This is a genomic window from Bacillales bacterium, assembly GCA_035700025.1.
Classification (GTDB): domain Bacteria; phylum Bacillota; class Bacilli; order Bacillales; family DASSOY01; genus DASSOY01.
The window spans coordinates 21,821-45,195 of the sequence record DASSOY010000029.1 but is presented as its reverse complement, the minus strand read 5'-3'; the positions used below and the strand labels follow the sequence as shown (position 1 = coordinate 45,195).

Here is a 23,375-nt window from a genome sequence, read left to right as displayed (position 1 = left end):
TTTTTAAATCGACAGTTCTTGCGAAAGTTTATACATTTCCGAATCAATGATATGGCTTCTTTTCCACGCCGTCGCCAACTCGGAATCGACGATTCGGTTGTTTTTGATCCCGACCATGCGTCCACCTTTACCTTCCAACAGCAACTCGACCGCTTTCGCACCGAGCCGGCTCGCGAGTACGCGGTCAGCAGCAGTCGGCGAACCGCCGCGTTGAATGTGGCCGAGAACGGTAACTCTCGTTTCCAAATTCGTTTCCTGTTTAATTTGCCGGCCGATGTCAACGCCGCTTCCGACACCTTCGGCAACGATAATAATGCTGTGCTTTTTGCCGCGATCATGGCCTCTTTTCAACCGACTAACAATTTGTTTCATATCATAGGGCGCTTCGGGAATCAAAATCGACTCGGCACCGTCCGCAAGCCCGGACCATAAAGCAAGATCGCCGGCGTCCCTGCCCATTACTTCGACGACATATGTACGTTCATGAGATGTGGCCGTGTCGCGAATTTTGTCAATCGCGTCAATGACCGTATTTAAAGCTGTATCAAAACCGATGGTGAAATCGGTGCCGGAAATGTCGTTGTCAATCGTGCCCGGGATTCCGATCGTCGCAATTCCGTAATCGTTTAATTTATCGGCTCCGCGGAAGGAACCGTCCCCGCCGATGACGACTACGCCCTCAATGGCGAATCGCTTCAGTTGGGCGATTGCTTTTTTTTGACCTTCCGCCGTTTTGAACTCCTCGCTTCGAGCCGTGTAGAGCATCGTGCCGCCGCGATGGATGATGTCGCCGACGGAACCGATTTCCAACGGTTTAATGTTCCCGGCGATGAGACCGGTATACCCGTGATAAATGCCGTAAACCTCCAAGCGGTGAAAGATCGCTTTGCGCACAACCGCGCGGATGGCGGCATTCATGCCGGGCGAATCGCCGCCGCTCGTCAATACTCCTATCCTTTTCAAGCCGTTCACCCCTGTTCTCTTGTATTCACAGTTTCTCCCTTTCGTTTAGTAGCATTATAACATGAAAAAATGTGCCTCATGGGAAGCACATTTATTTCGTCGTATTGGAAACGCTTTCGTTCAAGTAGCGTCCCATACTCTTGTATTTTTGCAATCGCCGCTCCAACAATTCATCAGTTGTCAGCCGCCCGAGTTCCTTCAGAGAAGCGCTGAGCGTACGCTCGATCGCCGCCGCCTGCGACTCGGGATCGTGATGTGCACCGCCCCTTACTTCCGGTATCACGTCATCGATTATGCCAAGCTCTTTCAAATCGGGTGCAGTAATCTTCATCGACTCCGCGGCGCGTTTCGCCTGCCCGGAGTCTTTCCAAAGCAAGGCCGCAGCGCCTTCAGGTGAAATGACCGAATACGTGGAGTTCTCAAGCATGTGCAAACGGTCTCCGACGCCGATTCCGAGAGCTCCTCCGCTCCCCCCTTCACCGATCACGACACAGACGATCGGTACGGTGAGCCCGGCCATCTCGAACAAATTCCGCGCAATCGCTTCGCTTTGTCCGCGTTCCTCGGCGGATTTCCCTGGATACGCCCCTTTCGTGTCGATGAAGCTGATGATCGGTCGATCGAACTTTTCGGCTTGTTTCATAATTCTTAACGCTTTTCGATAACCTTCCGGATGCGGACATCCAAAATTTCGCCGCAAGTTTTCTTTTGTGTCTTTTCCGCGTTGATGGCCGACAACCGTCACAGGAACGTCGTGGAATTTCGCGATGCCGGCAACGATCGCTGCATCATCGCCGTAATAACGATCCCCGTGGCATTCGAAGAAATCCTCGAACAAGAAGGAAATGTAATCAAGAGTCGTCGGGCGCACTGGGTGCCGTGCCACCTGCACACGGTCCCACGGTTTCATGTTCTCGTAAATTTCGTTTTCAAGCTTTTCGAGTCGCGCCTGCAATCTTTCCACCTCTTGAGACAAATCGATGTTTTTTTCTTCCATGAACGTTTTCAATTCGGCGATCTTTTCTTTCAACTGAACGACGGGTTTTTCAAATTCGAGATAGGTCGTCATTTTTTTCGACCTCCCGTTCCGTGTATCGACAGAACCGTGGCAAGCGCCTCTTTCATTTCTTTTCTCGGGATGACTCGGTCGAGTTGGCCGTGCTCGAACAAAAATTCGGCCGTTTGAAAGTCGTCCGGCAATTCTTGGCGAATCGTTTGTTCAATGATTCTTCTTCCGGCAAAGCCGATAAGTGCGCCGGGCTCGGCAAAATTATAATCCCCGAGTGATGCGAAGCTTGCCGACACACCGCCCGTTGTCGGATGCGTCATGACCGAAATGAACAAGCCGCCGTCACTGCTGAACTTCTTCAGCGCCGCGCTTGTTTTCGCCATTTGCATCAAGCTGAGCGCCCCTTCCTGCATTCGGGCGCCTCCCGAAGCGGTGAAAATGATGAAAGGCAGCTTCCGTTCTCCAGCACGTTCCACGGCGCGCGTGATTTTTTCCCCTACAACGGAGCCCATGCTCCCCATACGAAACCGAGCGTCCATCACGGCCATTACGACCGGCAATTGCTCGATCGTTCCTTCGCCGGTGAGAACCGCCTCATTCAGCTCCGTTTTCTTCTTGTCCTTATCCAGTTTCTCCGTATAATCCGGAAACTGCAACGGGTTTGCTGAAGTCAACCCGTGATCCAACTCTTCAAAGATACCGTCGTCAAACAAACTTTCAAACCGCTCCTGTGCCGTCATTCGATGATGGTAGCCGCACGAAATGCACACTTTTAAATTTTTATTCAATTCTTTCGTGTACATAATCGTTTTGCATTGCGGACATTTCGACATCAAACCTTCGGGCACATCGTTTTTCACTTTCTCCGAAGGAACCGTTGCATATTTTTTCTTCTTAGCAAACAAATCCTTTAACAAAATAACACCGTCCTTTGATCATACCATTCCGTAGGTCAATCGGCGTCGATAGCCGTCAATTTCCTCGTCTTTTCGGCTACTTCGTCCGGATCGACATGTTTTCTCGCGACGCCCGTTTCCATCGCCGCTTTCGCGACGCTCGCGGCTACCGCCGGAGCCACTCGCGCGTCAAACGGCGCGGGAATCACATAATCGTCCTTCAATTCACTTTCTGCGATGAGATTCGCAATCGCGTAAACGGCCGCCACTTTCATGTCCTCGTTAATATGCGTGGCCCTCACATCGAGTGCCCCGCGGAATATGCCCGGAAACGCAAGTACATTGTTCACCTGGTTCGGAAAATCGGAACGCCCCGTACCGATCACTTTCGCTCCCGCGGCTTTCGCCTGATCCGGCATGATTTCCGGTACCGGATTGGCCATCGCGAAAATGACAGGATCGTCATTCATGCTTTTCACCATTTCTTCGGTAAGCACGCCTTCGACGGATACGCCGATGAAGACGTCCATGTCTTGAATGACCTCTTGCAAGGAACCTTTCAGTCGATCACGATTCGTAATTTTCGCAATGTCCGCCTTTACGTCGTTCATGCCTTCGGAACGTCCTTCGTAAATCGCGCCTTTCGAATCGCATAATATCATATCTTTCACGCCAAAACGATCAAGAAGCTTGATGATGGCAATTCCCGCGGCACCGGCTCCGTTTACGATCACACGAACACTGGACACTGATTTGCCGGTAATTTTCAATGCATTGACGAGACCTGCGAGAGTGACGATTGCCGTACCATGTTGATCGTCATGAAAGATCGGGATATTCGTTTCCCTTTTCAATCGTTCCTCAACTTCAAAACATCTCGGTCCGGAAATATCCTCGAGATTGATGCCCCCGAAATTCGGTTGCAGCAATTTCACGGTCTCGACGATTTTGTCAACGTCGTTCGTGTCGACACAGATCGGAAACGCGTCGACGCCGGCAAAACTCTTGAACAATACCGCTTTCCCTTCCATTACAGGAAGCGCTGCCTGTGGACCGATGTTTCCGAGCCCGAGTACGGCCGTACCGTCAGACACGACCGCTACCATGTTTCCCTTCATCGTATATTCGAATACTTTGCTCGGATCATCGTAAATTTCTTTGCAAGGTTCCGCTACTCCCGGGGAATAGGCGAGACTCAAGTCCCGGGCGTTGCGAACCGGAACTTTCGATTTCGACTCGAGTTTCCCCTGGTGAATCCGGTGAATATGCAACGCTTCCTCACGTGTTGTGGACAAATCGCTTCACTCTCCTTTGTTCCATCCATCGCTAAGCATGGAGGCTTGCAACAACCGAACCGATGCAAGCTTGTTTCTGTAAAAGTGTCTGCACTCTATTATAGCAAAACAAGCATTTCATTAAAACGAATGTTTATTTCTTGAAAACGACATGGTTCGTGCCAAGTTCTTCTTTCAACCCTTTCAAGCAGGCTTCGCTTGCATCGACGTTGAACGTTTCCGGAAGCTTGATCGTTTTTTTCTCGTCTGCATAATACACGATAACCGGAACTTCGCCGCGAAAACGCTGCAACACTTTTTTTATGCGATTCAAAAACGCCGTTTCGCGATGGCGGCCGTCAATTTTCAAAAACAAGGAACCGACACGCTTGCTTTCGGATTCGTCACCTCCCTGCGCCGGCAATTGTTCAAGGGGAACGATGCGTTCAGCAATCAAGCTTCGGGACTGCCGATCGTCTTGACACGTACCTTCTACGAGCAAAAACCGGTCTTCATCGACGATACCCGCGCAACGCGCATACAATTTCGGGAAAACGACGACCTCGATCTCCGCTGTCTCGTCACTCAACGTGAGAAAGGCCATCGGATCCCCTTTTTTTGTCCGAATCTGGCGCGTTTTCACGATCATCCCCGCCGTTCGAACGAGTTGTTTCGGCGAACGTTTCGCAATCTGAGCGATTTTTAGATGTGGAATGCCCCTCAATGCTTCCGCATAACGTTCCAACGGATGAGCCGATAAATAAAACCCGAGTGCTTCTTTTTCAAACTTCAGTTTATCATTCATGTTTAATGGCGGCACTTCTTCGTAATTCGGCCGCCCTTCTCCTGCTCCGAACCAGTCCATTTGCGGCTTCCCCGCCTTTTCATCCACTTCCTCGCCGTAACGGACCGCACGGTCGAGAGACGTGATGAGCGTTGCACGATCGACCCCGAATTCGTCCATCGCGCCTGCAAAAACGAGCGATTCCAACGTTCGCTTGTTTACCTTTTTCAAGGAAACGCGTGCACACAAATCAAACAAATCCCGATAGATTCCGGATCGACGTTTCTTCGTCAGTTCGTCGATCGCATGCATGCCAACGTTTTTTACCGCCAAAAGGCCGAAGCGAATGCCTTCTTGTTCGGAAGTGAAGGCTTGCTCGCTGCGATTGACAGAAGGCGGGAGCACGGGGATTTGCTTCGCTTTCAGCTCGCGAATGTAAGCCGCCGTTTTGTCGTGATCGCCAATGACCCCGGAAAGCAGCGCAGCCATGAATGCTTTCGGATAATGCGCCTTTAAATAGGCGAGCCGAAAGGCAATGACGCTGTAAGCGACTGCATGAGAGCGCGGGAAGCCGTAGTCGGCGAAACGCATGATGAGATCGTACACCGTCTCCGCCGTTTCCGCCGGATAGCCGTTGTTGACGCATCCGCTCACAAAATGCTCGCGCTCCTCATCCAGGATGTTCTTCTTCTTTTTCGAAATGGCCCGCCGCAGCAAATCGGCTTCTCCGAGCGAAAAACCGGCGAGATTCGAAGCGATCTGCATGATTTGCTCTTGATATACGATGACCCCGTACGTTTTTTCCAAGATGGGTTTCAAATCGTCATGAATATACTGAACATCCAATTCCCCGTGTTTGCCGGCAATGTATGTCGGAATGTTTTCCATCGGTCCCGGCCGATAGAGCGCGTTCACGGCAACGATGTCTTCAAACGTCGTTGGTTTCAATCTTTGCAATACTTTTCGCATGCCGTCCGACTCAAGTTGAAATATTCCAGATGTATCCCCTTGCGCCAACAACCGAAACGTTTGTTCATCGTCGTTGGGAACTTTTTTAAAATCCGGACGTATGCCGGTTTCCGCCTCAACCGCATTCAAGATGTTTTCAATAAGCGTCAAATTGCGCAAGCCGAGAAAATCCATCTTCAATAGGCCGATTTCTTCGAGAATGTTCATTGGAAATTGCGTAAGGGCAAGGCCGTCTTGCGAATCCTGAAGCGGCACGACATCGGTCAAAGGCTGCTTGCTGATAACAATCCCCGCTGCGTGGGTCGACGCATGGCGCGGAAGCCCTTCGATCGTTCCCGCGATTTGGAAGATTTGCAAGGCTTCTTCCGATTCCTTAAGCAATTGCATCAACGGCATGGATTCCCGTTTTGCTTGTGCGAGTGTTATGCCCGGACGAGAAGGTATTTTCTTTGCGAGGGAATCGACGAGTTTTTGCGGGGCGCCGATCACCCTTCCAACATCACGCACGGCAGCCCGCGCTGCAAGCGTTCCAAACGTAATAATTTGCGCCACGTGCTCAGCACCGTATTTGTCAGCCACGTAACGAATCATTTGATCGCGCTTCGTATCGGGAAAATCAATATCAATGTCCGGCATGCTGACTCTTTCCGGATTTAAAAACCGTTCGAAAATGAGATCATGGGCAATCGGATCGACATCGGTAATGTTCAATACGTAAGAGACGAGAGAACCCGCAGCGGAACCGCGTCCCGGCCCCGTGAGAATGCGGTTTTCGTGTGCGTGCTTCATAAAGTCCCAAACAATTAAAAAATAATCGCAGTAGTGCATTTTCTCGATGACACTGAGCTCATATTCGAGCCTTCGCCAAAGGGGACCGTCAGGATCCATGCCATAGCGGCTCCGAAGCCCCTCCTCGCATATCTTACGCAAATACTCGGACGCACCGAGACCTTCGGGTACGGGGAAGGACGGCAAAATCGCACGCCCAAACTCAAACGTTACATCACATGCATCCGCAATTCGTTCCGTATTTCGCAACGCTTCAGGAAACGCGGAAAACAGAGCCTCCATTTCTTCGGGCGATTTTAAATAATACTGGTCAGTCGGCAATTTCTCGCGATCATCGTCGTCGAGCCGCACGCCGTTTTTGATGCAGAGCAAGCAATCATGCGCGATGGCATCGGACGCTTCCAAGTAATGCACGTCATTTGTCGCCGCAAGCGATACGTCTAAAGCTTTTGCCAATTGCACGATTTCCAAGTTCAGTTGTTTTTGCGAACGCGTGCTGTGGTCTTGAATTTCGATGTAAAAATTTCCTGCAAATACACGTTTGTAAAATTCAGCCGCTTCCGTTGCTTTTGCACGGTCGCCGCGCAGTAAACAGCGCTCGATTTCGCCGTTGATCCCGGAAGAGAGAGCAATTAAATCTTCCGCATGCGCAGCTAACGATTGTTTTGAAACGACCGGTTGGCGCCCGCTTTGCGCTTCCGTGCTTAATTGGATTAAATGGCGGTACCCCGCGTTTGTTTTCGCCAGCAATACGAGTGTTGCTGCCGGTTGATTTCGTCCCTTGACGCCGTCGGATGCTTCCTCGAGAGCAACGTTGATCTCCATACCGATAATCGGTTTGATCCCGTATTTTCGACAAGCTTTATAAAACGGAACGACGCCGTACATAACCGAATGATCGGTGATTGCGAGCGCGGAAAAACGCAGGTCGGCCGCTCTTTTCGCAAGGGAGTCTATGCGGCAAGCCCCTCGAAGCAAACTATACTCACTGTGAACGTGAAGGTGAACGAAACCCAAAGCCCATCTCTCCTTGCCGTTAATTCCGCAGCGCGCGGCAACCGAATAAATCTAATAGTTATTATAACATAATAGCGAACACATGTACGTCAATGGCATAACGCTCGTTCTTGTCCCATATACATTAGAATAACGCATCCGAGTTTTCAAGAGCGGGATGTGCATCTGGGGTCGTTGAACTGCGCAAACCCGCTGCAGGAATTGATAGATTTAACGTTTGTCTCATTGGAAAGGATGAAACAGATGGAGCCGGTACCTTTTCGAGAGTTTTTGCAAAGCGTCGTTTTCGATTTCTTCGTCGCGTTCGGCGTCATTGTCGGCGGCGCGATCATTGGCGGCATTGGCGCGTTTCTCGTAAGCAAACCTCCGCTGAGCGCGATGTGGACGCTTGCGGGCAACTTGAAAATTTGGGCTGTCGTTGCGGCAATCGGCGGTACATTCGACACGATTACAAATCTTGAAAAAGGATTTATTTACGGTTCCCCCGACGAAATTGTAAAACAAATGATTGTCATCATCTCGGCGATGACCGGCGCCCATACCGGCACGATTTTGATTTACTGGTTGACACAACAGGAGTATATCGGGTAAATGCGCATCCCCCAACATTTCAAAACGCGGGATTGGCAACGTTTCTCGGCAGGTCTCATTCTCGGTATCATTGTCGGCTGGATGTTTTTCATCGTCATTTCCGGCATCGCCCAAGAACGACAATTAACGATGATCTACGAACAAAAACAAGACATCAAACAATTGAAATCGCAATTGAAAACGTGGCAAGAAGAATCCAATGAAAAAAATGAGCAGCTCGAGCAAAAATTAACGGTTCAATCAATAAAAGTAACGTTCGTGGAAAATCGAAACAACGAAATCAGTAAGTCCGAGCTGTTTGAAATCCGCAGCGCAGTCAGCGAACAACTATCAAGCCTCATTCACCAAAACATCGAATCCGTCGCCGAAAATCAACGGATGATCAAGCAAGTGATCGAAAACAAAACCTATGAAGTGGAAAAAAACCGTTTTCGCGTGAAAGTGGCCACGCTCGTCATTTACTCGACGGTAAAAGTCGTATTGAATGTGGAAAAAGTGTGACAAAAAAGTTTGAAAATTTTGTGACACGGGTGTCCATTCCGTGGCAATCGCGCCGCTGCTCGAATAAGATTTAAGTAAGGCGTATGGAACGTTATTCGACCCCAAAGCCGAAAAAGGAGGATACGCACGATGATCATGAACCCGAAAGACATCGTCAAAGCGAAAGTAAGGCGAATTCAAGACGGTTACTCGGCATTCGCCGAATCCGACGAAATGGTCCGTTTAATCAAAAAAGAGATCTCACGTGCAAACGTCGACGTGTTGATCGACGAAACAAATATCGGCTCTTGGTTCATTCCGAAGCAACAGCAATAGTCAGGCTTACGCAATGCGTAAGCCTGACTATTCGTATGCGGCGCAAGCCGCCTCAAGTTCCGCAACAACTTGATCCGCTTCCTCCCAGCGATGGATCGTCGCTCCGGCCGCCATCGGGTGACCCCCGCCTCCGTATTTTTTTGCAATTTCGTTCACGACCGGTCCTTTAGAACGCAATCGGACGCGAATTTGATCCGGTTCCTCGATGAAAAACACCCACGCTTTTATGCCCGCAACATCAGAAAACGCATTGACGAGCAGCGAGGCGTCGCTCGGCGTCGCATCGTATTGTTCGAGAACAGTACGACGGATTTTCACCGTTCCGGCACCGTTTTCACTTAATTGAAACGACGACGTGACATACCCGCGAAGGCGCACGACGTTCAATTTCACTTCGTAGAGACGCGTATACAATCGATTGATGGAAAATGATCGTTTCCTTAACGCTGCGGCAATCGCAAACGTTCGGTCGGTCGTACTGTCGAACAGAAATCGGCCGGTGTCGCCGACAATTCCTGCATAAAGCAGCATCGCTGCCCGATCGGGAAGAACGAGTGAAGCTTTGCATTCGTGGTACAATTCGTAAATCATTTCACAGACCGAACTTGCCTCCGTATCCACCCATAACAAGTCGCCGTAACGATCTTCATTCGGATGGTGGTCGATTTTGATGATAAAATCGGCTTGCTCATAGCGCTCATCGCTGATACGAGGAGCATTTGCCGTATCGCACACAATGGCAAGCGCCCCATGAAATTGATCGTCGGGCACTTCGTCCATTCGATTCAAAAACTGGAGCGATGCTTCCTCTTCCCCAACGCAAAATACGTTTTTACCGGGATAGCTCGCTTTAATGATCTCCGCGAGCGCCCCTTGCGATCCGAGCGCGTCCGGATCGGGACGCACGTGCCGATGGATGATGATCGTATCGTATTGCTCGATTTTGTCAATAATGGCTTGTTTCATCTCCTGCTCCTTCCCGGATGGATTTTTTCCCGCTAACTCGTTACAATGGAACAGTCTAAAACATCATTGATATCATTGGAGGAAGATCGATGCCGATTCTAGTTATGTTCATCATTGTCTCGTTCGCATTTTATTTGTTTTACAAACTGAAAGCTTGGAAGCTGCGCAACCGCCAGCACGAAAGCCGGTGGGTCGGTACGAAAGCAGCCGTGGCCCTTGGGCTTGTCCTCGTTTTCTTCGGCCTTAACGCCCTGTATGTAAGGCAATCCGCAGTCACAATCGTCATATCCGTCATTTTAATTGCCGTCGGAAGCTTTTACATTTACCAAAATATTCGTTTATACCGGCACTTGTTGCCGTATGCGGTGGAAGAAGCCAGGCAAAACGAGCTCAATGGCGATCAATAAGCTGTGCGGTCATCATCGCTTTTCCGACGACCGCTCCGTCATGAAACACTTCAATGTCGAGCTTCCCGTGCCTGCGGCTGATCTCCATCACTCGCGGGCAAATTTCGATCACGCTTTCGATTTGCACCGGTTTTAGAAAATACAGCGTGATGTTTTCAATAACGAGGTTCCCTTTTTTGAATTGCCTAAGCGCGAGACTGCCCGCTTCCCCGACAAGCGTCGTGATCGCCCCGTACGAAATCGATCCAAGGTAATTCGTCATTTGCGGCGTCACTTCACAGCGGAATTTCAAATCCGGAGCCGCTGAGGCTTGAACCATTTGCCCGGTGATGAGTTCATCGATCGTTTCCCCGACTTGGGGCTGCCGTTGAATGACTTGCAACGCTTTCAAGACGTCTTGACGCGAAATCAGCCCTTGCAGTTTATGATACGGGTTGACCACCGGCAACAGTTCAATGCCCTCCCAGATCATCATGTGCGCCGCCATCGCGAGCGACGTCGCTCCGCTCACCGTCAACGGATTTTTCGTCATCGCTTTCACAACGGAAGCATCTCCCGGGTGGTCGACGATATCTTTTGCGGTTACCATTCCTTGAACGCGCATCTTGCCGTCAACGACCGGATATCGGCTGTGTCCCGTCTGTTTATTCAATTCCCGCCATCTGTCGATCGTATCGGACGTTTTCAAATAAAACGCCTGCTCAACGGGAATCAAAATATCTTGCACGAGAACGATTTCCTTCTTGATCAATTGATCATAGATAGCGCGATTGATCATCGCGGCGACCGTAAACGTATCGTAGCTTGTCGAAATGATCGGAAGTTTCAGTTCGTCAGCGAGGGCGACTGCATCTTCCCCTGCCATAAAGCCGCCCGTAATCAAAACGGCGGCACCGGCTTTCAAGGCGTTGAACTGCGCCTGATCGCGGTTGCCGACAATTACAAGGTTTCCGGCGTCGACATAGCGCATCATCGCTTCCAGCTTCATTGCGCCGATAACAAACTTATTGAGCGATTTATGCAGTCCTTCGCGGCCGCCGAGAACAATTCCGTCGACAATGTTAACGACTTCGGCATAGGTTAATTTTTCAAAGTTCTCTTTCCGCTTCGTCTCAATCCGAATCGTTCCAACGCGTTCGATCGTGCTCACGAATCCGAGATTTTCGGCATCCTTAATCGCCCGATACGCCGTACCTTCGCTCACATCAAGTTGCTTTGCGATGCCGCGCACCGAAATTTTCCGACCGACTTCCAAGTCTTCGATATGTTTTAAAATTTGCTCATGTTTCGTCGCCACGATTTCACCATTCTTTTCCCCATGTTTCCATCATTATACCGATGTCGGCCCCGTACATCAACTTCCCGTGTGCCGTTCAAATACGCGCTCCGGCGCTTTTCTTTTTGAGGCCGGGTGTCGACCGCCGCGATCGGATCCCGCTTTGAACAGGAGTGCTGACAAATTCCCGCCGAAGGCGAGCAAGGCGAACCCGAGCCATGCCAAAACAAAACTTTCTTGAAGCACGCTCCCGTGGACAGGCAGCCGGGGAAGCGCCATGTAGACTAAGGCTGCGATTACGAGCAGCGACAAAATCAAGCGTTGTTTCATTTTCATCTCCCCTTCTTACGATCCATTGTATGTCGGACATCCTCCCAAAATGAAAAAAGAACTCCCGAACGCTTGAATCAGCGCGGAAGTTCTTCGAATAGATTCGTTACAACTCGATCGAATCGCCGGATTGCAACACTTTGCCTTCGCCTTTCAAACCGGCAACAAAAGCATGCGGGTCTTGTTCGATCACTGGGAATGTATTGTAGTGAATCGGCACGACGGTTTTCGCATTGAGCCATTCGGCGGCCAGCTGTGCGTCTTCCGGTCCCATCGTGAAATTGTCGCCGATCGGAAGAAATGCGACGTCGATCTCGTTTCTTTCGCCGATCAGCTTCATATCTGAAAACAGACCGGTATCGCCGGCATGATAAATCGTCTTTCCTTCAGCACTGAATAGAACACCGCCGGGCATGCCGAGATAAACGAGGTTTTCACCCTCTTCTTCATAGCCGGAACCGTGAAACGCTTGGGTATATTTCACCTTTCCAAAATCAAATTCGTACGCTCCGCCGATGGACATCGGATGCGTATTCAAGCCTTTCCAACCGAGATATGTTGCCATTTCAAATATCCCGATGACCAACGCATCATTCCTCTTCGCGATTTCTACCGTATCGCCGACATGGTCGTTATGGCCGTGCGTCAAAATGATCGCATCAGCTTCAACGTCGTTTGCGTCAATCGTACATTGGCCGTTTCCGGTAATAAACGGATCGATCCAAATTTTCTTGCCCGCCGTTTCGACCAACACAACCGAATGTCCGTAATAAGTGGCTTTCATTCGTCCATCTCCCCTTGTATCGTAATAGTTATAACGCCTCCAACGCCTTATCGACCGGCGTGTCGCCGCTCAAGATTTCAAACACGCGCTCACCGAGAGGATCGTGTTTGAGCGCATGGACCATCACACGAGCGACGTCTTCCCGCGGAATGTCACGCTTCCGCGAACGGTCCGCGATTTTGACCGCTGCCTCGATCTTACCGGTCCCCGGCGCATGCGACAGCCTCCCGGGCCGGACAATTGTGTAATCGAGCCCGCTCGCACGCAAATAATCGTCCGCGTCGCCTTTCGCCTTATAATAATGCCTCATATGTTCCGGACCGTTCTCCGGTGTATCGGCATTCATCGAACTTACCATCAAGAACTTGTGCACGCCATGCTTCTTCGCCTCGTCGATGGCCTTCATCGCCCCGCGGCGGTCGACAAGCTCCGTCTTATCCGGACCCGTATGGGCGCCCGATCCGGCAGTGAAAATTACCGCATCGCATCCTTCCAGCGCATGGCCAAAATCTTTTTCCAAATCGGCGACTACGACCTCCGCCCGCGGATCGAGATTTTCCTTCTGGGTTTCATCACGAATCATCGCCTTCGCCTCGTGGCCGCATTCATGCAAAATCGGCACAACCTTTCGTCCGACGTTTCCATTCGCACCGATCACCAACACTTTCATCGACTCAACTCCCTTCGTGAATGACTTTCCACAAAACGGATGTTGCGAAACGTTTGCCTATTCCCCGGTTTCCACCGGATTTTCGTCGTACGAGCTCCAATCGCTCCAACTCCCGACATAGAGCCGCACTTTCTTGCCGACTGCTTGTAAAGCGAGTGCGTTCGCTGCCGCCGTCACGCCCGATCCGCAATAAACAATATATTCTTTGGCATCGTCGTCAGTAAAACGTTCTCGAAGTTGAGCAATCGGTTTCCATTTTCCATCAGGACCGATGTTTTCCTTCCAAAACCGATTGACGGCCCCTGGAATGTGCCCCGCTTTGCGGTCGATCGGCTCATGCTCTCCTCGGTAGCGAGCGGGAGCTCTTGAATCGATCAAAACGACCTCGTCTTCTTGTTGGCGTTGTTTCACTTCCTCAATCCCGACTGCCATCTCCCGGCGAACGTTGGCTTTGAAAACGGCCGGTTTCGGGTACGGGATTTCGCTGCTCGTCGGATAACCTTCTTTTTTCCATGTGGAATATCCGACATCAAGCACAAAACCGTTTTCATGCCCGAAATAATTCAACATCCACCAAAATCGCGCCGCGAATGCACCGTTTTCGTCATCATAGGCAACCACACGAACATTTGCATCAATCCCGGCCATTTCGAGTTTTTTAACAAATTCTTTAGGATTCGGCAACGGATGACGCCCTCCATGCTCCCTCACCGGTCCTGACATATCTTTGTCAAGATCGAAATAGACCGCCCCCGGAATATGATCTTGTTCGTAAGCGTTTCGCCCGGCTTCCGGATCGTTCAACTGAAACCGGCAATCGACGATCACCGTGTTTTCGTCGTCTAAATGATCGGCCAATGTTTTCGCGCTGATCAACAAATCACTCATGAGAGCCCTCCTCCTTTGCTTCGATTCAAAAAAATCGCGCGGCGAACGCCTTCACTTCTTGCAACATGTGATTATGTTCTTCGCTTGTCGCAAGCACCGCATTTCCAAAATGCAGCACCCCGGCTGTTTCCATGCCGCAAAATTGAAAAACTGCTTCCTCCAACGTTTGCCGGATGCTAGCGGACATACCGGTTTCATCGAAAAGTTCTTTCGGCGTGCCGCTCGTGTAAATTAGCGCCGATTGCTTCCCACCTAGCAACGGGATCGGTTCTTCCCCGTCCAATTGATAAGCAAGCCCGTAAGCAAGCACTCGGTCGAGGTAACCTTTGGCTAAAGCGGGAAGCCCGCCCCACCATAACGGAAAAATGAGCGTAACCGCGTCCGCACGCGCCCAGAACCGCCATTCTTCCTTGACAAAGCGGTCGTAATTTCCAGCGAGCTGCCCGCGATAGGCTTCCCATGTCAATTTCGGGTCGAAATCAAGACGGTATACATCGCGAATATCGATTTCGTGACCTCGTTCCTTCAAAGCATTGATATAAGTTTGTAAAATGGCGCCGTTGAAGCTTTCCCGAGTCGGATGAGCATAAAGAACGAGATGCCGCACATTAGATTCTCCTCTCAATCATTTAGTTCGCCCCGATCGGAAAAATTCCTTCTTCGCAAATAAAAATACGGCTTCTCTGCCAGCAGAGAAGCCGCGCATCTGCATGGATCGATCACGTCAAGGCTTTAGCGGCAGCCGAACGAACCATCCACGCATGTTTATCCAACGTTTTTTCGATTTGTACGAGCAAATCAGCTGTTGGTTCATCGCCGAATTGTTCGCAAATGGCGCGTCCTTCTCTCATTTCGCCGGCCATTTGGCGAAAATCGGAATGCAAGACGGACAGCATTTCGACGATTTCATTATCCGCTTCCGCCTCCGCCAACGTTTTTTCGTCTAAATATTTCGTCATCGTCGCCAACGGTTTCCCGCCAATGGCCAATATGCGTTCGGCTAATTCATCGTACCATTCGGCCGCCTCTTCATACATTTCCTCAAACTTCTTGTGCAGTTCAAAGAAATGAAAGCCTTGGACAAACCAATGATAACGATGAAGCTTTACGTACAATACGGCAAAATTGGAAACTTGCTGATTAAGAAAGTTGATCAATCGTTGATTTTCCTGCATCGAGCGTCCTCCGATCAATTGCTGTTTTCCTTATTGTGGTTGGCGAAAACGATTCTTATACCGAATCAGCAAAAGACCGCTCGAGGCGGCCTTTTGCTATGTTCGCTTGCGTACAGTAAACATGTTTTCGAGAACGACCCAATTTTGCGGAAACGGAAAATCAAGCACCCAGTAGCTGGCCCCGCGCAACCGGTAATCTTTAATCAACTGGTATTTTGCCATGACGCTTCTCGCATCTTCGAACCAAACCCGGTGCCGCGCACCATTTCGATCCCAATAGTCATAAAAAGGAGATTCAGCGACCGGGTCATATTGGATCGTCGCATTCACCTCGCTTGCGCGTCTGACTGCCTCCTGCGGACTGAACGTCTCCGCTTCCGATCCTTGGACAAAAGGAAGCCGCCAATCCCGCGCATACGTAGAAATGCCTAACAGAAGCTTATTGCGCGGAATGACCGATACAGCATAATCGAGCACGTTCCGCATTAAATTGACTGGAGAGATCGCTCGCGCCGGCCCTTTTCGATACCCCCATTCGTAGGTCATCAAAACGACGAAATCGACGATTTCGCCGTGCGCCGGATAATCATGGGCTTCATACAGCAATCCCGGTTCATCGGGACGCGTTTTCGGGGCGAGCGAAGTTGACACAAAGAAACCTTCGTTATGCAATCTTGCAACCGCCCTACGCAAAAACAGATTGTAGTTTTCACGGTCTTCGGGAAGCACGCTTTCAAAATCGAAATTTACCCCGCGGTACCCTTTGCGGCGCATGATTTGAATGATATTCGTCAAAAGCGTGTTTTGCAAGCCTTCATTAGCCAAAATCGTATGGGCCAATTGGGATCCGACTTCGGTTGCCGTGAAATTCGTGATTGTCATCATCGGAACGACATTTTCCGTCCTTGCGGCTTCCAATACCGGCAGATCCTCGATCGTTTCCAGTCCCCCGTCTGGACGCATTCGGTATGCAAACGGACCGACATAAGTAAGATGTTCCCCGACATCCCTTATGATCGTGCGCCCTCTTTCGCCGAGGACAGTCAGAAATCCATTGACATCAATGACCGGTTGAACGACCGGAATGACGAGCGTCATCCCCGGAACTAACGCTTCCGGCCGCGAAAGGTTGTTTGCCTCCATGATCGACCTGACCGGAACGCCGAATCGGCGGGCAATTGCAAATACCGTATCCCCGCGCCTGACGGTATACCGACGCGGAGGGATCGCGATGAGCGTTCCCGCTGCGACCGCCGACGGATCAGCGATTTGATTCGTTTCAGCAAGTGCTGACACCGTAACGCCGAATCTTCTCGCGATTTCCGCTAACGTTTCCCCCGGTTGCACCGTATACGGGCGTGTGGCGCTCGGCACAATTAGCGCTTGCCCCGGCACAAGCCGATTCGGATTCGGCAATTCATTGGCATTCATCAACTGTTCGACGGTTACGTTAAAACGCTGCGCCAGCCGAAACAGCGTGTCTCCTCTGCGAACGACATATATGAACATACATCTGCCTCCCATTTTCGTTACCTGCAATAACGTATGCGGCAAATGTCCCGATTGTTTCTTGTTCACCCGAAATTTCGTTCGCCGAATAAAGTTACAAGATCAAAGTCGCTCCACCGTATAACACCGTCGCGATGCCGGCGGCAATTAACGCAGGCGTCAGCTTGAAACGGGCATATTTTATAACGGTTAAGTCAAGGATTTTTCCGATCGTATTCGTGTTGTCGCTCAACGGCGATGCGAAAGCTCCGAACGCTCCGCTCGCGAACACCGCACCGACGACGAGCGCAAGCGGCGCGCCGGAAACCGCTCCCATTGAAATGCCAAGCGGCATGAGAATCCCCCATGTCCCCCAGGAAGAACCGACAAAATAGGAAATGATAGAACCGATGACGAACAAAACCGGCGGCACAAACGCAGAAGGAATCCAACCGACATTCGACGTAACGAACGCGGAAAATCCGAGATCTTGGGCAGATGCCGTCAATCCCCAGACGACGGCGAGCAACAAAATGACGGGCATGAGTTCATTGCCGCCTTCGATGAAACGCGATATGAGATCGACGAGCTTGTTTCTTTGAACCATGAAAAAGACCGCCGAAACAAAAGACGTAACGATCAAGGCAACGACCATCGAAGTCAACACGTCAGCCTTTATGAACGCGTTGAAAAAAAGATACCCTTTCGCGTGACCGTCCCACCACGTCAAAAACAGCGTCAAGCCGATGACCAAAATGAGTGGAACGAGCAAGTTCCACGGTTTTTTCGGCAGCTCTTTCGAAACGGCAGGATGACAATGGTGCCAGTCGGGGTCCTTTTCCAGCTGCTCCTTGCCTTCGGCACCGGTGACCGGTTGTTTTGACCGGTGTATGAAACTTAAATAAAAACCGAGCATTAGGAGGATGATCGAGAAAAAATTGAACGGGATGCTCCGGATAAATAACGAATAAGCATCAAGATGAATGTTCTCCTGCCGCAACGATTGGTCAATGAGCGACACCATGTAACCGACCGATGCAGTGGCGATTGGCACAAGCGCGATAAGCGGGGCGGACGTCGTTTCGATCGCAAACGCCAATTCTTCTTTGGACATTTTGATTTTTTTCAACAGCGCCTTCATAATCGGCGCAACGGTTACGATCCGGAAATTCGGGGCGCTGAACGTGCCGAAAGTGGAAATCCACGTCAATACGAGCGCTTCTCTCTTCGTCTTAACCCTTTCAGCAGACAGTTCAACAAAGCCGCGAATGCCGCCGGCCGATTTAATCATGCCGACAAGACCGGAAAACGCGTATAAAAAAATGAGCACTTTGATGTTGCTCTCGTTCCTGAGACTATCAACGATGTAAGCGATCGCTTGTCCGATCCCGCCGATCACGGTCGGTTCGGCCAAATAGGAGCCGGCAAGCAATCCAACGATCAAACCGGGCAATACTTGTTTCGTCCAAATGGCAAGCGGGATGACAACGAGAAATGGGATGACCGAAAGCCATTGCATGAAATCCTCTCCAGTCTTGTTGCAAATTCCATTCGTTTTCACTAAGATTAGCTTGTATTAGCTTGCAATAATCGAAAAAAAATATGCTGCACGTTTGTTATCAACGGCTGCAACTGCCATATGAGGTGTGTTCCCCATGGAAACAGAAACAGTAAAATCCATTCAACGCACAAAGAGTACGTTGAACCCCCCACAGATGCTGATCATCGGCTTCGTATGCCTGATTATCGTCGGTACCCTCTTGTTAAAGCTGCCGATTTCGACTACTTCTCCGATCAGTTGGCTCACCGCCTTGTTTACGGCAACTTCGGCTACAACTGTAACCGGCCTTATCGTCGTCGACACGCCAACCGCCTTTACGATGTTCGGCAAAATCGTCATTCTCACTTTAATACAAGTCGGCGGACTTGGGATTATGACGTTCGCGATATTGATTTTTCTCGTCATGGGAAAAAAAATCAGCATCAAACAACGGCTGCTCGTTCAAAATGCGTTGAACCAAAATACGCTCGGGGGAATCATAAAGCTCGCAAAGAATCTGCTCATTTTCTCTCTCTTAATCGAACTCGTCGTCGCGTTTTTGCTTGCGCTTTATTGGGGACCGAAAATCGGCTGGCAAAAAGGAATCTTTTTCAGCATTTTTCATACGGTATCCGCGTTCAACAATGCCGGTTTTTCACTTTGGTCCGACAACCTCTCGCGCTGGGTCGGCGATCCGATCGTTAACTTGTTGATCACGTTCCTGATCATCATCGGCGGTCTCGGCTTTACGGTGCTCGTTAATCTTTGGACCGCGCGCCACGTACGGGAGCTTACTTTACATACGAAATTCATGCTCGTCGGCACACTTGCCTTGAATGTTTTCGGATTTCTCATGGTTCTCTCCCTTGAGTTCAACAATCCGGGCACGATCGGACACCTCCCGCTCGGACAAAAGCTGTGGGCGTCTTACTTTCAAGGGGTCATTCCGCGCACAGCCGGATTCAATACCGTACCGATTGGCCACTTGCGCGATGCGACGCTGTTCATCCTCATTTTGTTGATGTTCATCGGTGCCGGAAGCACTTCAACGGGCGGCGGGATCAAAGTGACGACGTTCATCGCCCTGTTGTTAACGATCGTCAAAATTTTAAAAGGGGAGCAGGACGCGGTTGCCTTCGGAAGAACGATCAAAGACTCGATCTTTATCAGAGCTTTTGCGCTCGTGGTCGCAAGCTTAACGAGCATATTCACGGCCATTTTTATCTTGACGCTCACGGAAAAGGCGTCCTTTCTCAGCATTGCATTTGAGGTCGTTTCGGCGTTCGGCACAGTCGGACTGTCCACCGGCCTGACTCCGCATTTGTCCGTGATCGGAAAACTCGTCATCATTTCGATGATGTTCATCGGAAAACTTGGACCGTTGACGCTCGTCTTTTCTGTCGGAGCACCGGAAATCAGAAACATCCGCTACCCCGAAGGACGGTTGTTCATTGGTTAATTTGCAGCTTTCCGCACTGAAATCACCGATCGGGAACAAAAAACCTTGCCGCTGCAGCGCGGCAAGGTTTTAAACATTCGTTTGTTTCTTTTTCAACATTCGTTTTTCCATTCGTTTTCCGGCCAGCCAGAGCACGACGACGACGCCCGCGATGGCCGACAGTTTAAACGGTTGGTCGAGGATGTTCATCCAATCGTATCCAACCGAGGAAACCATGAAGATCAACACCATTTTCCCAAGCAGAACGGACATTAAAAAAGACTTGAAACTAATGTCCGACAAACCAGCGGCGACGTTGACGAGCGACGAAGGCGTAAACGGAATGCATAGAACGAGGAACAACGGCCCGAAACCGTGTTCTTCCACCCACCGTAACGTTCTGCGGATTTTCTTCCGCCGGTGCAGCCAATATTTCAGACGTCCCCGCGCCAATGACCGGAAAATAAAAAAGACGAGAACTGCTCCGAAACACGTACCGGCCCATGAAATTAAGGATCCGAGTAAAAAACCGTACACGGCGGCATTGGCGGCGACGAACAACATTAAAGGTAAAATCGGCACAAACGCTTCAAGCAAAGGTAACAAGATGCCGAGAAGAGGGCCGAAAGACTTATAATCTTGTAAAATATGACGAATGTGATCAATTGTGAAATATGATTCAATTGCCATCATTTCCATCCAATGAATGCTCCTATCCATAGTAATACGCTCTGGCTCGCACAACCATACTCATTATAACATTTAAAAAAACCGCACCGAAAGCGGAACGTGGATGCGGCGTGCAATCTTTCCTCTGTATAAGGAATAACGTTTTCGAACGAAAGTTTATGGATGACGTTACACCGTTTCATTTTTATTCAAATGATCTGTCCCGTATTTCCCTTCAAAAAAGACGAGCGGATTTCCTTGTTTCGTTTCGAGATTGATCACTTTTCCGATGAACAACGTGTGATCGCCGGCCTTGTAAGAATCATAGACGTCGCAAACGATCGCGGCAATCGCGTCTTTGATTACGGGAACGCCGTGGAACCATTCAAACGCGACCTTATCTTTTTCTTTTTGCCGTGCAAAATGCATCGAAATGTCTCTTTGCTGGTCCGACAAAATGCTGACTGCAAATCGCGAGACTTGCCCCATCTTATCATGCATGTTCGCTTTCTCGTCAATCGACACTGAAATCAATTTCGGGTTCATCGAAACGGACATGAATGCGTTCGCAGTCATTCCGTATATTTCATCTTGCCACTTCGCGGTGATCACGGTGACACCTGTCGTAAATTTCCCCATCGCATTTCTAAACATTCGGTCGTCCATGATCTCACCCTCCTTGGTCCTCTCTCTTTCTACAGTATACCGGCAACTTGAGCTTTTCGTTCACCTTGCCCGAACGCACGCATAGCCCACTTCATTATACCGATCACGAAAACGATTGTAAAAAGCACCGTTTACAAAAAAAAAAAATCGGCGTTTGTGCCGACTCAACTCGTAATTTGATAATTGCCGCTTTTCTCGTCTGACACTTTCGGATTAACCGGAAGAGTGATTTGCACGGTCGTTCCTTTGTTTTCTTCGCTCTCAAACACCATCTCTCCGCCGTGTTCTTTAATGATTTTCCAGCTAATCATCAAACCGAGTCCCGTTCCTTGCTCTTTCGTCGTATAAAAAGGTTCTCCGAGCTTCGGCAAATGTTCCTCCGGGATCCCCTGCCCTTCGTCAATAATGGAAATTTGCACGTGCTTGTGGTCAATTTTGTCAGCTCGGATGAGAATCTCTCCGCCGTCTGGCATCGCTTCAATCGCATTTTTCAACAAATTGATCAACACTTGTTTCAATTGATTTTCCTCACAGAGGATGTAATCGATATCACATTGGTAATGAAGCACGATTTCAGTGTTGCTCATGATTGCTTTCGTATTTAACAATGTTCTCACGTGCTCCAGCAATTGTTTTAAATTTTTCTCCTCGAACAACGCCGGTTTAGGTTTTGCGAGCAAAAGCAATTCGGTGACGATCTGTTCGATTCGGTCCAATTCCGACAACATCACGTCGGTATACGCTTTTTTTTCCGATAAATTCGGACGCAGCAATTGCACGAACCCTTTCAGCGAAGTTAAAGGATTTCGGATTTCGTGGGCAATGCCCGCCGCCAACTCGCCGACGACGTTCAATTTTTCCGCTTTTCCTAACAACTCCTGCGTCTTTTTTTGTTCTGTTACGTCTTTTGCGATCGTGAAAGTGCCGGAAACCTCACCGTCGATGATGATCGGAATTACGACCGCTTCTATGTCGATCAGATCCCCCGATTTATGATACATTTGGTACTCCCCGTGCTGCGGGTTCCCTTCGTACACTTTTTCAAAGAACACTTTTGCTTTATTCCGGTCTCTGTCACTAATAAAGTCCCAGCAGCTTTGATCGATGACCTCGTCAACACCGTAGCCGGTAAACTTTTCGACCGCCGGGTTGGCGCTCTTGATCACTCCGTTCATGTCAAGCGAACAAACCATGTCCGGATTATGAGCAAACAAAGACTTATATCTTTGCTCGCTTTCTTGCAGCCGCCTTTCAGCACATTTCCTTTTCGTTATGTCATTTTGAAGGACGATAAAAAAAAGAAGCTCATGGTCCGCATCGTAGACCGGATTGATCTTGAGTTCATTCCAAAACGGGGTGCCGTCTCTCCGGTAATACAACAATTCGATCGTCGCAATTTCTTCCGCACGCAACGCCTCTTCGTACCGCTCTAATGCTGCCGGGCTCGTATTTTTGCCTTTTAAAAACGGAAGTTCTTTTCCTAGCGCTTCTTCGGCATCATAACCGGTTAAACGTGTGAACCCGTGATTGACATACACAATGGAAAATCGATCGTTTTCCGGGCGCAAAATCGACACGCTCGAATTCAATTGATCGGCGAGCGAGCTGACCTCGAAATTCGTTTGTAACAAGTCCAATCGACTCAAGCTCTTTGTAAAGCTCTTTTGCTCTCGCACGTATTTTGCGCAAAAATAAACAGCGATCCCCGACAAGCATACGAATATGACACCTTTAATCTCCTGGTAAAGCCAATATTCTTTGCTGCTTAATAATCGATGACCTACCCACGCATCACCAAGAGTCACCCAAAGGATGCCAATTACGATATAAGCGAAAGAAATGAGTAAAGATTTTCGTCTCTTCCAATCACCATATGATTTCATTCAATCCTCCTCAATCCTGCTCTTCTCGCACAAGGATCCTCGACTCATTGGATATTATTGGAAACAAAATGTAATCAGCAAACATTT

General features: G+C 49.6%; 23 protein-coding genes. 5 read left to right on the top strand and 18 right to left on the bottom strand.

The window, feature by feature from the left end:
* Positions 1-3 precede the first annotated feature (3 nt).
* From pfkA to VFK44_05335, 5 genes are all read right to left on the bottom strand, one after another.
* Positions 4-963 carry a 6-phosphofructokinase gene (gene pfkA, locus VFK44_05355; protein HET7627799.1) on the bottom strand — a complete coding sequence of 320 codons (960 nt, stop codon included), beginning with the start codon at positions 961-963 and terminating at the stop codon, positions 4-6.
* 91 nt (positions 964-1,054) lie between these two features.
* Entirely contained in the window at positions 1,055-2,032 is a 978-nt protein-coding gene (accA, locus tag VFK44_05350; GenBank protein HET7627798.1) for an acetyl-CoA carboxylase carboxyl transferase subunit alpha, read from the bottom strand.
* Positions 2,029-2,889 carry an acetyl-CoA carboxylase, carboxyltransferase subunit beta gene (gene accD / locus VFK44_05345; GenBank protein ID HET7627797.1) on the bottom strand — a complete coding sequence of 287 codons (861 nt, stop codon included), beginning with the start codon at positions 2,887-2,889 and terminating at the stop codon, positions 2,029-2,031. The genes accA and accD overlap by 4 nt, the downstream gene beginning before the upstream one ends.
* A 35-nt stretch (positions 2,890-2,924) precedes the next feature.
* Entirely contained in the window at positions 2,925-4,163 is a 1,239-nt protein-coding gene (locus VFK44_05340) for a malic enzyme-like NAD(P)-binding protein (protein ID HET7627796.1), read from the bottom strand.
* Between the two features lie 133 nt (positions 4,164-4,296).
* Positions 4,297-7,701, bottom strand: coding sequence for a DNA polymerase III subunit alpha (locus VFK44_05335; GenBank protein ID HET7627795.1), 3,405 nt, complete (start codon positions 7,699-7,701; stop codon positions 4,297-4,299).
* A 243-nt stretch (positions 7,702-7,944) separates the two neighbouring features.
* On the opposite strand from VFK44_05335, the gene VFK44_05330 reads away from it, so the two are divergent.
* From VFK44_05330 to VFK44_05320, 3 genes are all read left to right on the top strand, one after another.
* Positions 7,945-8,292 carry a YtrH family sporulation protein gene (locus tag VFK44_05330; GenBank protein HET7627794.1) on the top strand — a complete coding sequence of 116 codons (348 nt, stop codon included), beginning with the start codon at positions 7,945-7,947 and terminating at the stop codon, positions 8,290-8,292.
* Entirely contained in the window at positions 8,293-8,793 is a 501-nt protein-coding gene (gene ytrI, locus VFK44_05325) for a sporulation membrane protein YtrI (GenBank protein HET7627793.1), read from the top strand.
* Between the two features lie 129 nt (positions 8,794-8,922).
* On the top strand, positions 8,923-9,108 hold the full coding sequence (locus VFK44_05320; protein HET7627792.1) for a hypothetical protein: 186 nt from the start codon (positions 8,923-8,925) through the stop codon (positions 9,106-9,108).
* 27 nt (positions 9,109-9,135) lie between these two features.
* Here the strand turns inward: VFK44_05320 and VFK44_05315 are convergent, their stop codons facing one another.
* Positions 9,136-10,074 (bottom strand): bifunctional oligoribonuclease/PAP phosphatase NrnA, encoded by a 939-nt coding sequence (locus VFK44_05315; GenBank protein ID HET7627791.1) that lies wholly within the window; start codon positions 10,072-10,074, stop codon positions 9,136-9,138.
* A gap of 89 nt (positions 10,075-10,163) precedes the next feature.
* On the opposite strand from VFK44_05315, the gene VFK44_05310 reads away from it, so the two are divergent.
* Complete coding sequence (locus VFK44_05310; GenBank protein ID HET7627790.1) at positions 10,164-10,481, top strand: YtpI family protein; 318 nt, start codon at positions 10,164-10,166, stop codon at positions 10,479-10,481.
* On the opposite strand, the gene VFK44_05305 is transcribed toward VFK44_05310, so the two are convergent.
* The 9 genes from VFK44_05305 to VFK44_05265 all read right to left on the bottom strand — a co-directional run bounded on the left by VFK44_05305 (position 10,465) and on the right by VFK44_05265 (position 18,611).
* A complete protein-coding gene (locus VFK44_05305) occupies positions 10,465-11,778 on the bottom strand; it encodes a DRTGG domain-containing protein (protein ID HET7627789.1) in 1,314 nt (437 codons plus the stop codon). The genes VFK44_05310 and VFK44_05305 overlap by 17 nt on opposite strands.
* Positions 11,779-11,835: 57 nt before the next feature.
* A complete protein-coding gene (locus VFK44_05300) occupies positions 11,836-12,087 on the bottom strand; it encodes a hypothetical protein (protein HET7627788.1) in 252 nt (83 codons plus the stop codon).
* 106 nt (positions 12,088-12,193) lie between these two features.
* Positions 12,194-12,871, bottom strand: coding sequence for a metal-dependent hydrolase (locus VFK44_05295; protein HET7627787.1), 678 nt, complete (start codon positions 12,869-12,871; stop codon positions 12,194-12,196).
* 28 nt (positions 12,872-12,899) lie between these two features.
* Positions 12,900-13,541 (bottom strand): SDR family oxidoreductase, encoded by a 642-nt coding sequence (locus VFK44_05290; protein ID HET7627786.1) that lies wholly within the window; start codon positions 13,539-13,541, stop codon positions 12,900-12,902.
* Between the two features lie 57 nt (positions 13,542-13,598).
* Complete coding sequence (locus tag VFK44_05285) at positions 13,599-14,429, bottom strand: sulfurtransferase (GenBank protein HET7627785.1); 831 nt, start codon at positions 14,427-14,429, stop codon at positions 13,599-13,601.
* A 25-nt stretch (positions 14,430-14,454) separates the two neighbouring features.
* Positions 14,455-15,036: an NAD(P)H-dependent oxidoreductase gene (locus tag VFK44_05280; protein HET7627784.1), complete on the bottom strand. Its 582-nt coding sequence runs from the start codon at positions 15,034-15,036 to the stop codon at positions 14,455-14,457.
* 112 nt (positions 15,037-15,148) lie between these two features.
* Positions 15,149-15,604, bottom strand: a complete 456-nt coding sequence (locus VFK44_05275) for a DNA starvation/stationary phase protection protein (protein HET7627783.1) — start codon at positions 15,602-15,604, stop codon at positions 15,149-15,151.
* Between the two features lie 96 nt (positions 15,605-15,700).
* Positions 15,701-17,113 (bottom strand): LysM peptidoglycan-binding domain-containing protein, encoded by a 1,413-nt coding sequence (locus tag VFK44_05270; GenBank protein HET7627782.1) that lies wholly within the window; start codon positions 17,111-17,113, stop codon positions 15,701-15,703.
* Positions 17,114-17,207: 94 nt separating this feature from the next.
* Positions 17,208-18,611, bottom strand: a complete 1,404-nt coding sequence (locus VFK44_05265) for a Na+/H+ antiporter NhaC family protein (protein HET7627781.1) — start codon at positions 18,609-18,611, stop codon at positions 17,208-17,210.
* A 136-nt stretch (positions 18,612-18,747) separates the two neighbouring features.
* Here VFK44_05265 and VFK44_05260 point away from each other — a divergent pair, with 136 nt between their 5' ends.
* Positions 18,748-20,091, top strand: coding sequence for a TrkH family potassium uptake protein (locus VFK44_05260; protein HET7627780.1), 1,344 nt, complete (start codon positions 18,748-18,750; stop codon positions 20,089-20,091).
* Positions 20,092-20,160: 69 nt separating this feature from the next.
* Here the strand turns inward: VFK44_05260 and VFK44_05255 are convergent, their stop codons facing one another.
* From VFK44_05255 to VFK44_05245, 3 genes are all read right to left on the bottom strand, one after another.
* Complete coding sequence (locus VFK44_05255; protein HET7627779.1) at positions 20,161-20,760, bottom strand: TVP38/TMEM64 family protein; 600 nt, start codon at positions 20,758-20,760, stop codon at positions 20,161-20,163.
* A 168-nt stretch (positions 20,761-20,928) separates the two neighbouring features.
* Positions 20,929-21,405, bottom strand: a complete 477-nt coding sequence (locus VFK44_05250) for a flavin reductase family protein (GenBank protein ID HET7627778.1) — start codon at positions 21,403-21,405, stop codon at positions 20,929-20,931.
* Between the two features lie 164 nt (positions 21,406-21,569).
* On the bottom strand, positions 21,570-23,288 hold the full coding sequence (locus tag VFK44_05245; GenBank protein ID HET7627777.1) for a PAS domain S-box protein: 1,719 nt from the start codon (positions 23,286-23,288) through the stop codon (positions 21,570-21,572).
* Positions 23,289-23,375: the final 87 nt, after the last annotated feature.

Excerpts from the sequence above, each read along its gene's own strand:
- accA (HET7627798.1), bottom strand. The coding sequence starts at position 2,032 with ATGACGACCTATCTCGAATTTGAAAAACCCGTCGTTCAGTTGAAAGAA.
- VFK44_05330 (HET7627794.1), top strand. The coding sequence starts at position 7,945 with ATGGAGCCGGTACCTTTTCGAGAGTTTTTGCAAAGCGTCGTTTTCGAT.
- ytrI (HET7627793.1), top strand. The coding sequence starts at position 8,293 with ATGCGCATCCCCCAACATTTCAAAACGCGGGATTGGCAACGTTTCTCG.
- VFK44_05320 (HET7627792.1), top strand. The coding sequence starts at position 8,923 with ATGATCATGAACCCGAAAGACATCGTCAAAGCGAAAGTAAGGCGAATT.
- VFK44_05315 (HET7627791.1), bottom strand. The coding sequence starts at position 10,074 with ATGAAACAAGCCATTATTGACAAAATCGAGCAATACGATACGATCATC.
- VFK44_05310 (HET7627790.1), top strand. The coding sequence starts at position 10,164 with ATGCCGATTCTAGTTATGTTCATCATTGTCTCGTTCGCATTTTATTTG.
- VFK44_05300 (HET7627788.1), bottom strand. The coding sequence starts at position 12,087 with ATGAAACAACGCTTGATTTTGTCGCTGCTCGTAATCGCAGCCTTAGTC.
- VFK44_05295 (HET7627787.1), bottom strand. The coding sequence starts at position 12,871 with ATGAAAGCCACTTATTACGGACATTCGGTTGTGTTGGTCGAAACGGCG.
- VFK44_05290 (HET7627786.1), bottom strand. The coding sequence starts at position 13,541 with ATGAAAGTGTTGGTGATCGGTGCGAATGGAAACGTCGGACGAAAGGTT.
- VFK44_05285 (HET7627785.1), bottom strand. The coding sequence starts at position 14,429 with ATGAGTGATTTGTTGATCAGCGCGAAAACATTGGCCGATCATTTAGAC.
- VFK44_05275 (HET7627783.1), bottom strand. The coding sequence starts at position 15,604 with ATGCAGGAAAATCAACGATTGATCAACTTTCTTAATCAGCAAGTTTCC.
- VFK44_05270 (HET7627782.1), bottom strand. The coding sequence starts at position 17,113 with ATGTTCATATATGTCGTTCGCAGAGGAGACACGCTGTTTCGGCTGGCG.
- VFK44_05265 (HET7627781.1), bottom strand. The coding sequence starts at position 18,611 with ATGCAATGGCTTTCGGTCATCCCATTTCTCGTTGTCATCCCGCTTGCC.
- VFK44_05260 (HET7627780.1), top strand. The coding sequence starts at position 18,748 with ATGGAAACAGAAACAGTAAAATCCATTCAACGCACAAAGAGTACGTTG.
- VFK44_05255 (HET7627779.1), bottom strand. The coding sequence starts at position 20,760 with ATGGCAATTGAATCATATTTCACAATTGATCACATTCGTCATATTTTA.
- VFK44_05250 (HET7627778.1), bottom strand. The coding sequence starts at position 21,405 with ATGGACGACCGAATGTTTAGAAATGCGATGGGGAAATTTACGACAGGT.
- VFK44_05245 (HET7627777.1), bottom strand. The coding sequence starts at position 23,288 with ATGAAATCATATGGTGATTGGAAGAGACGAAAATCTTTACTCATTTCT.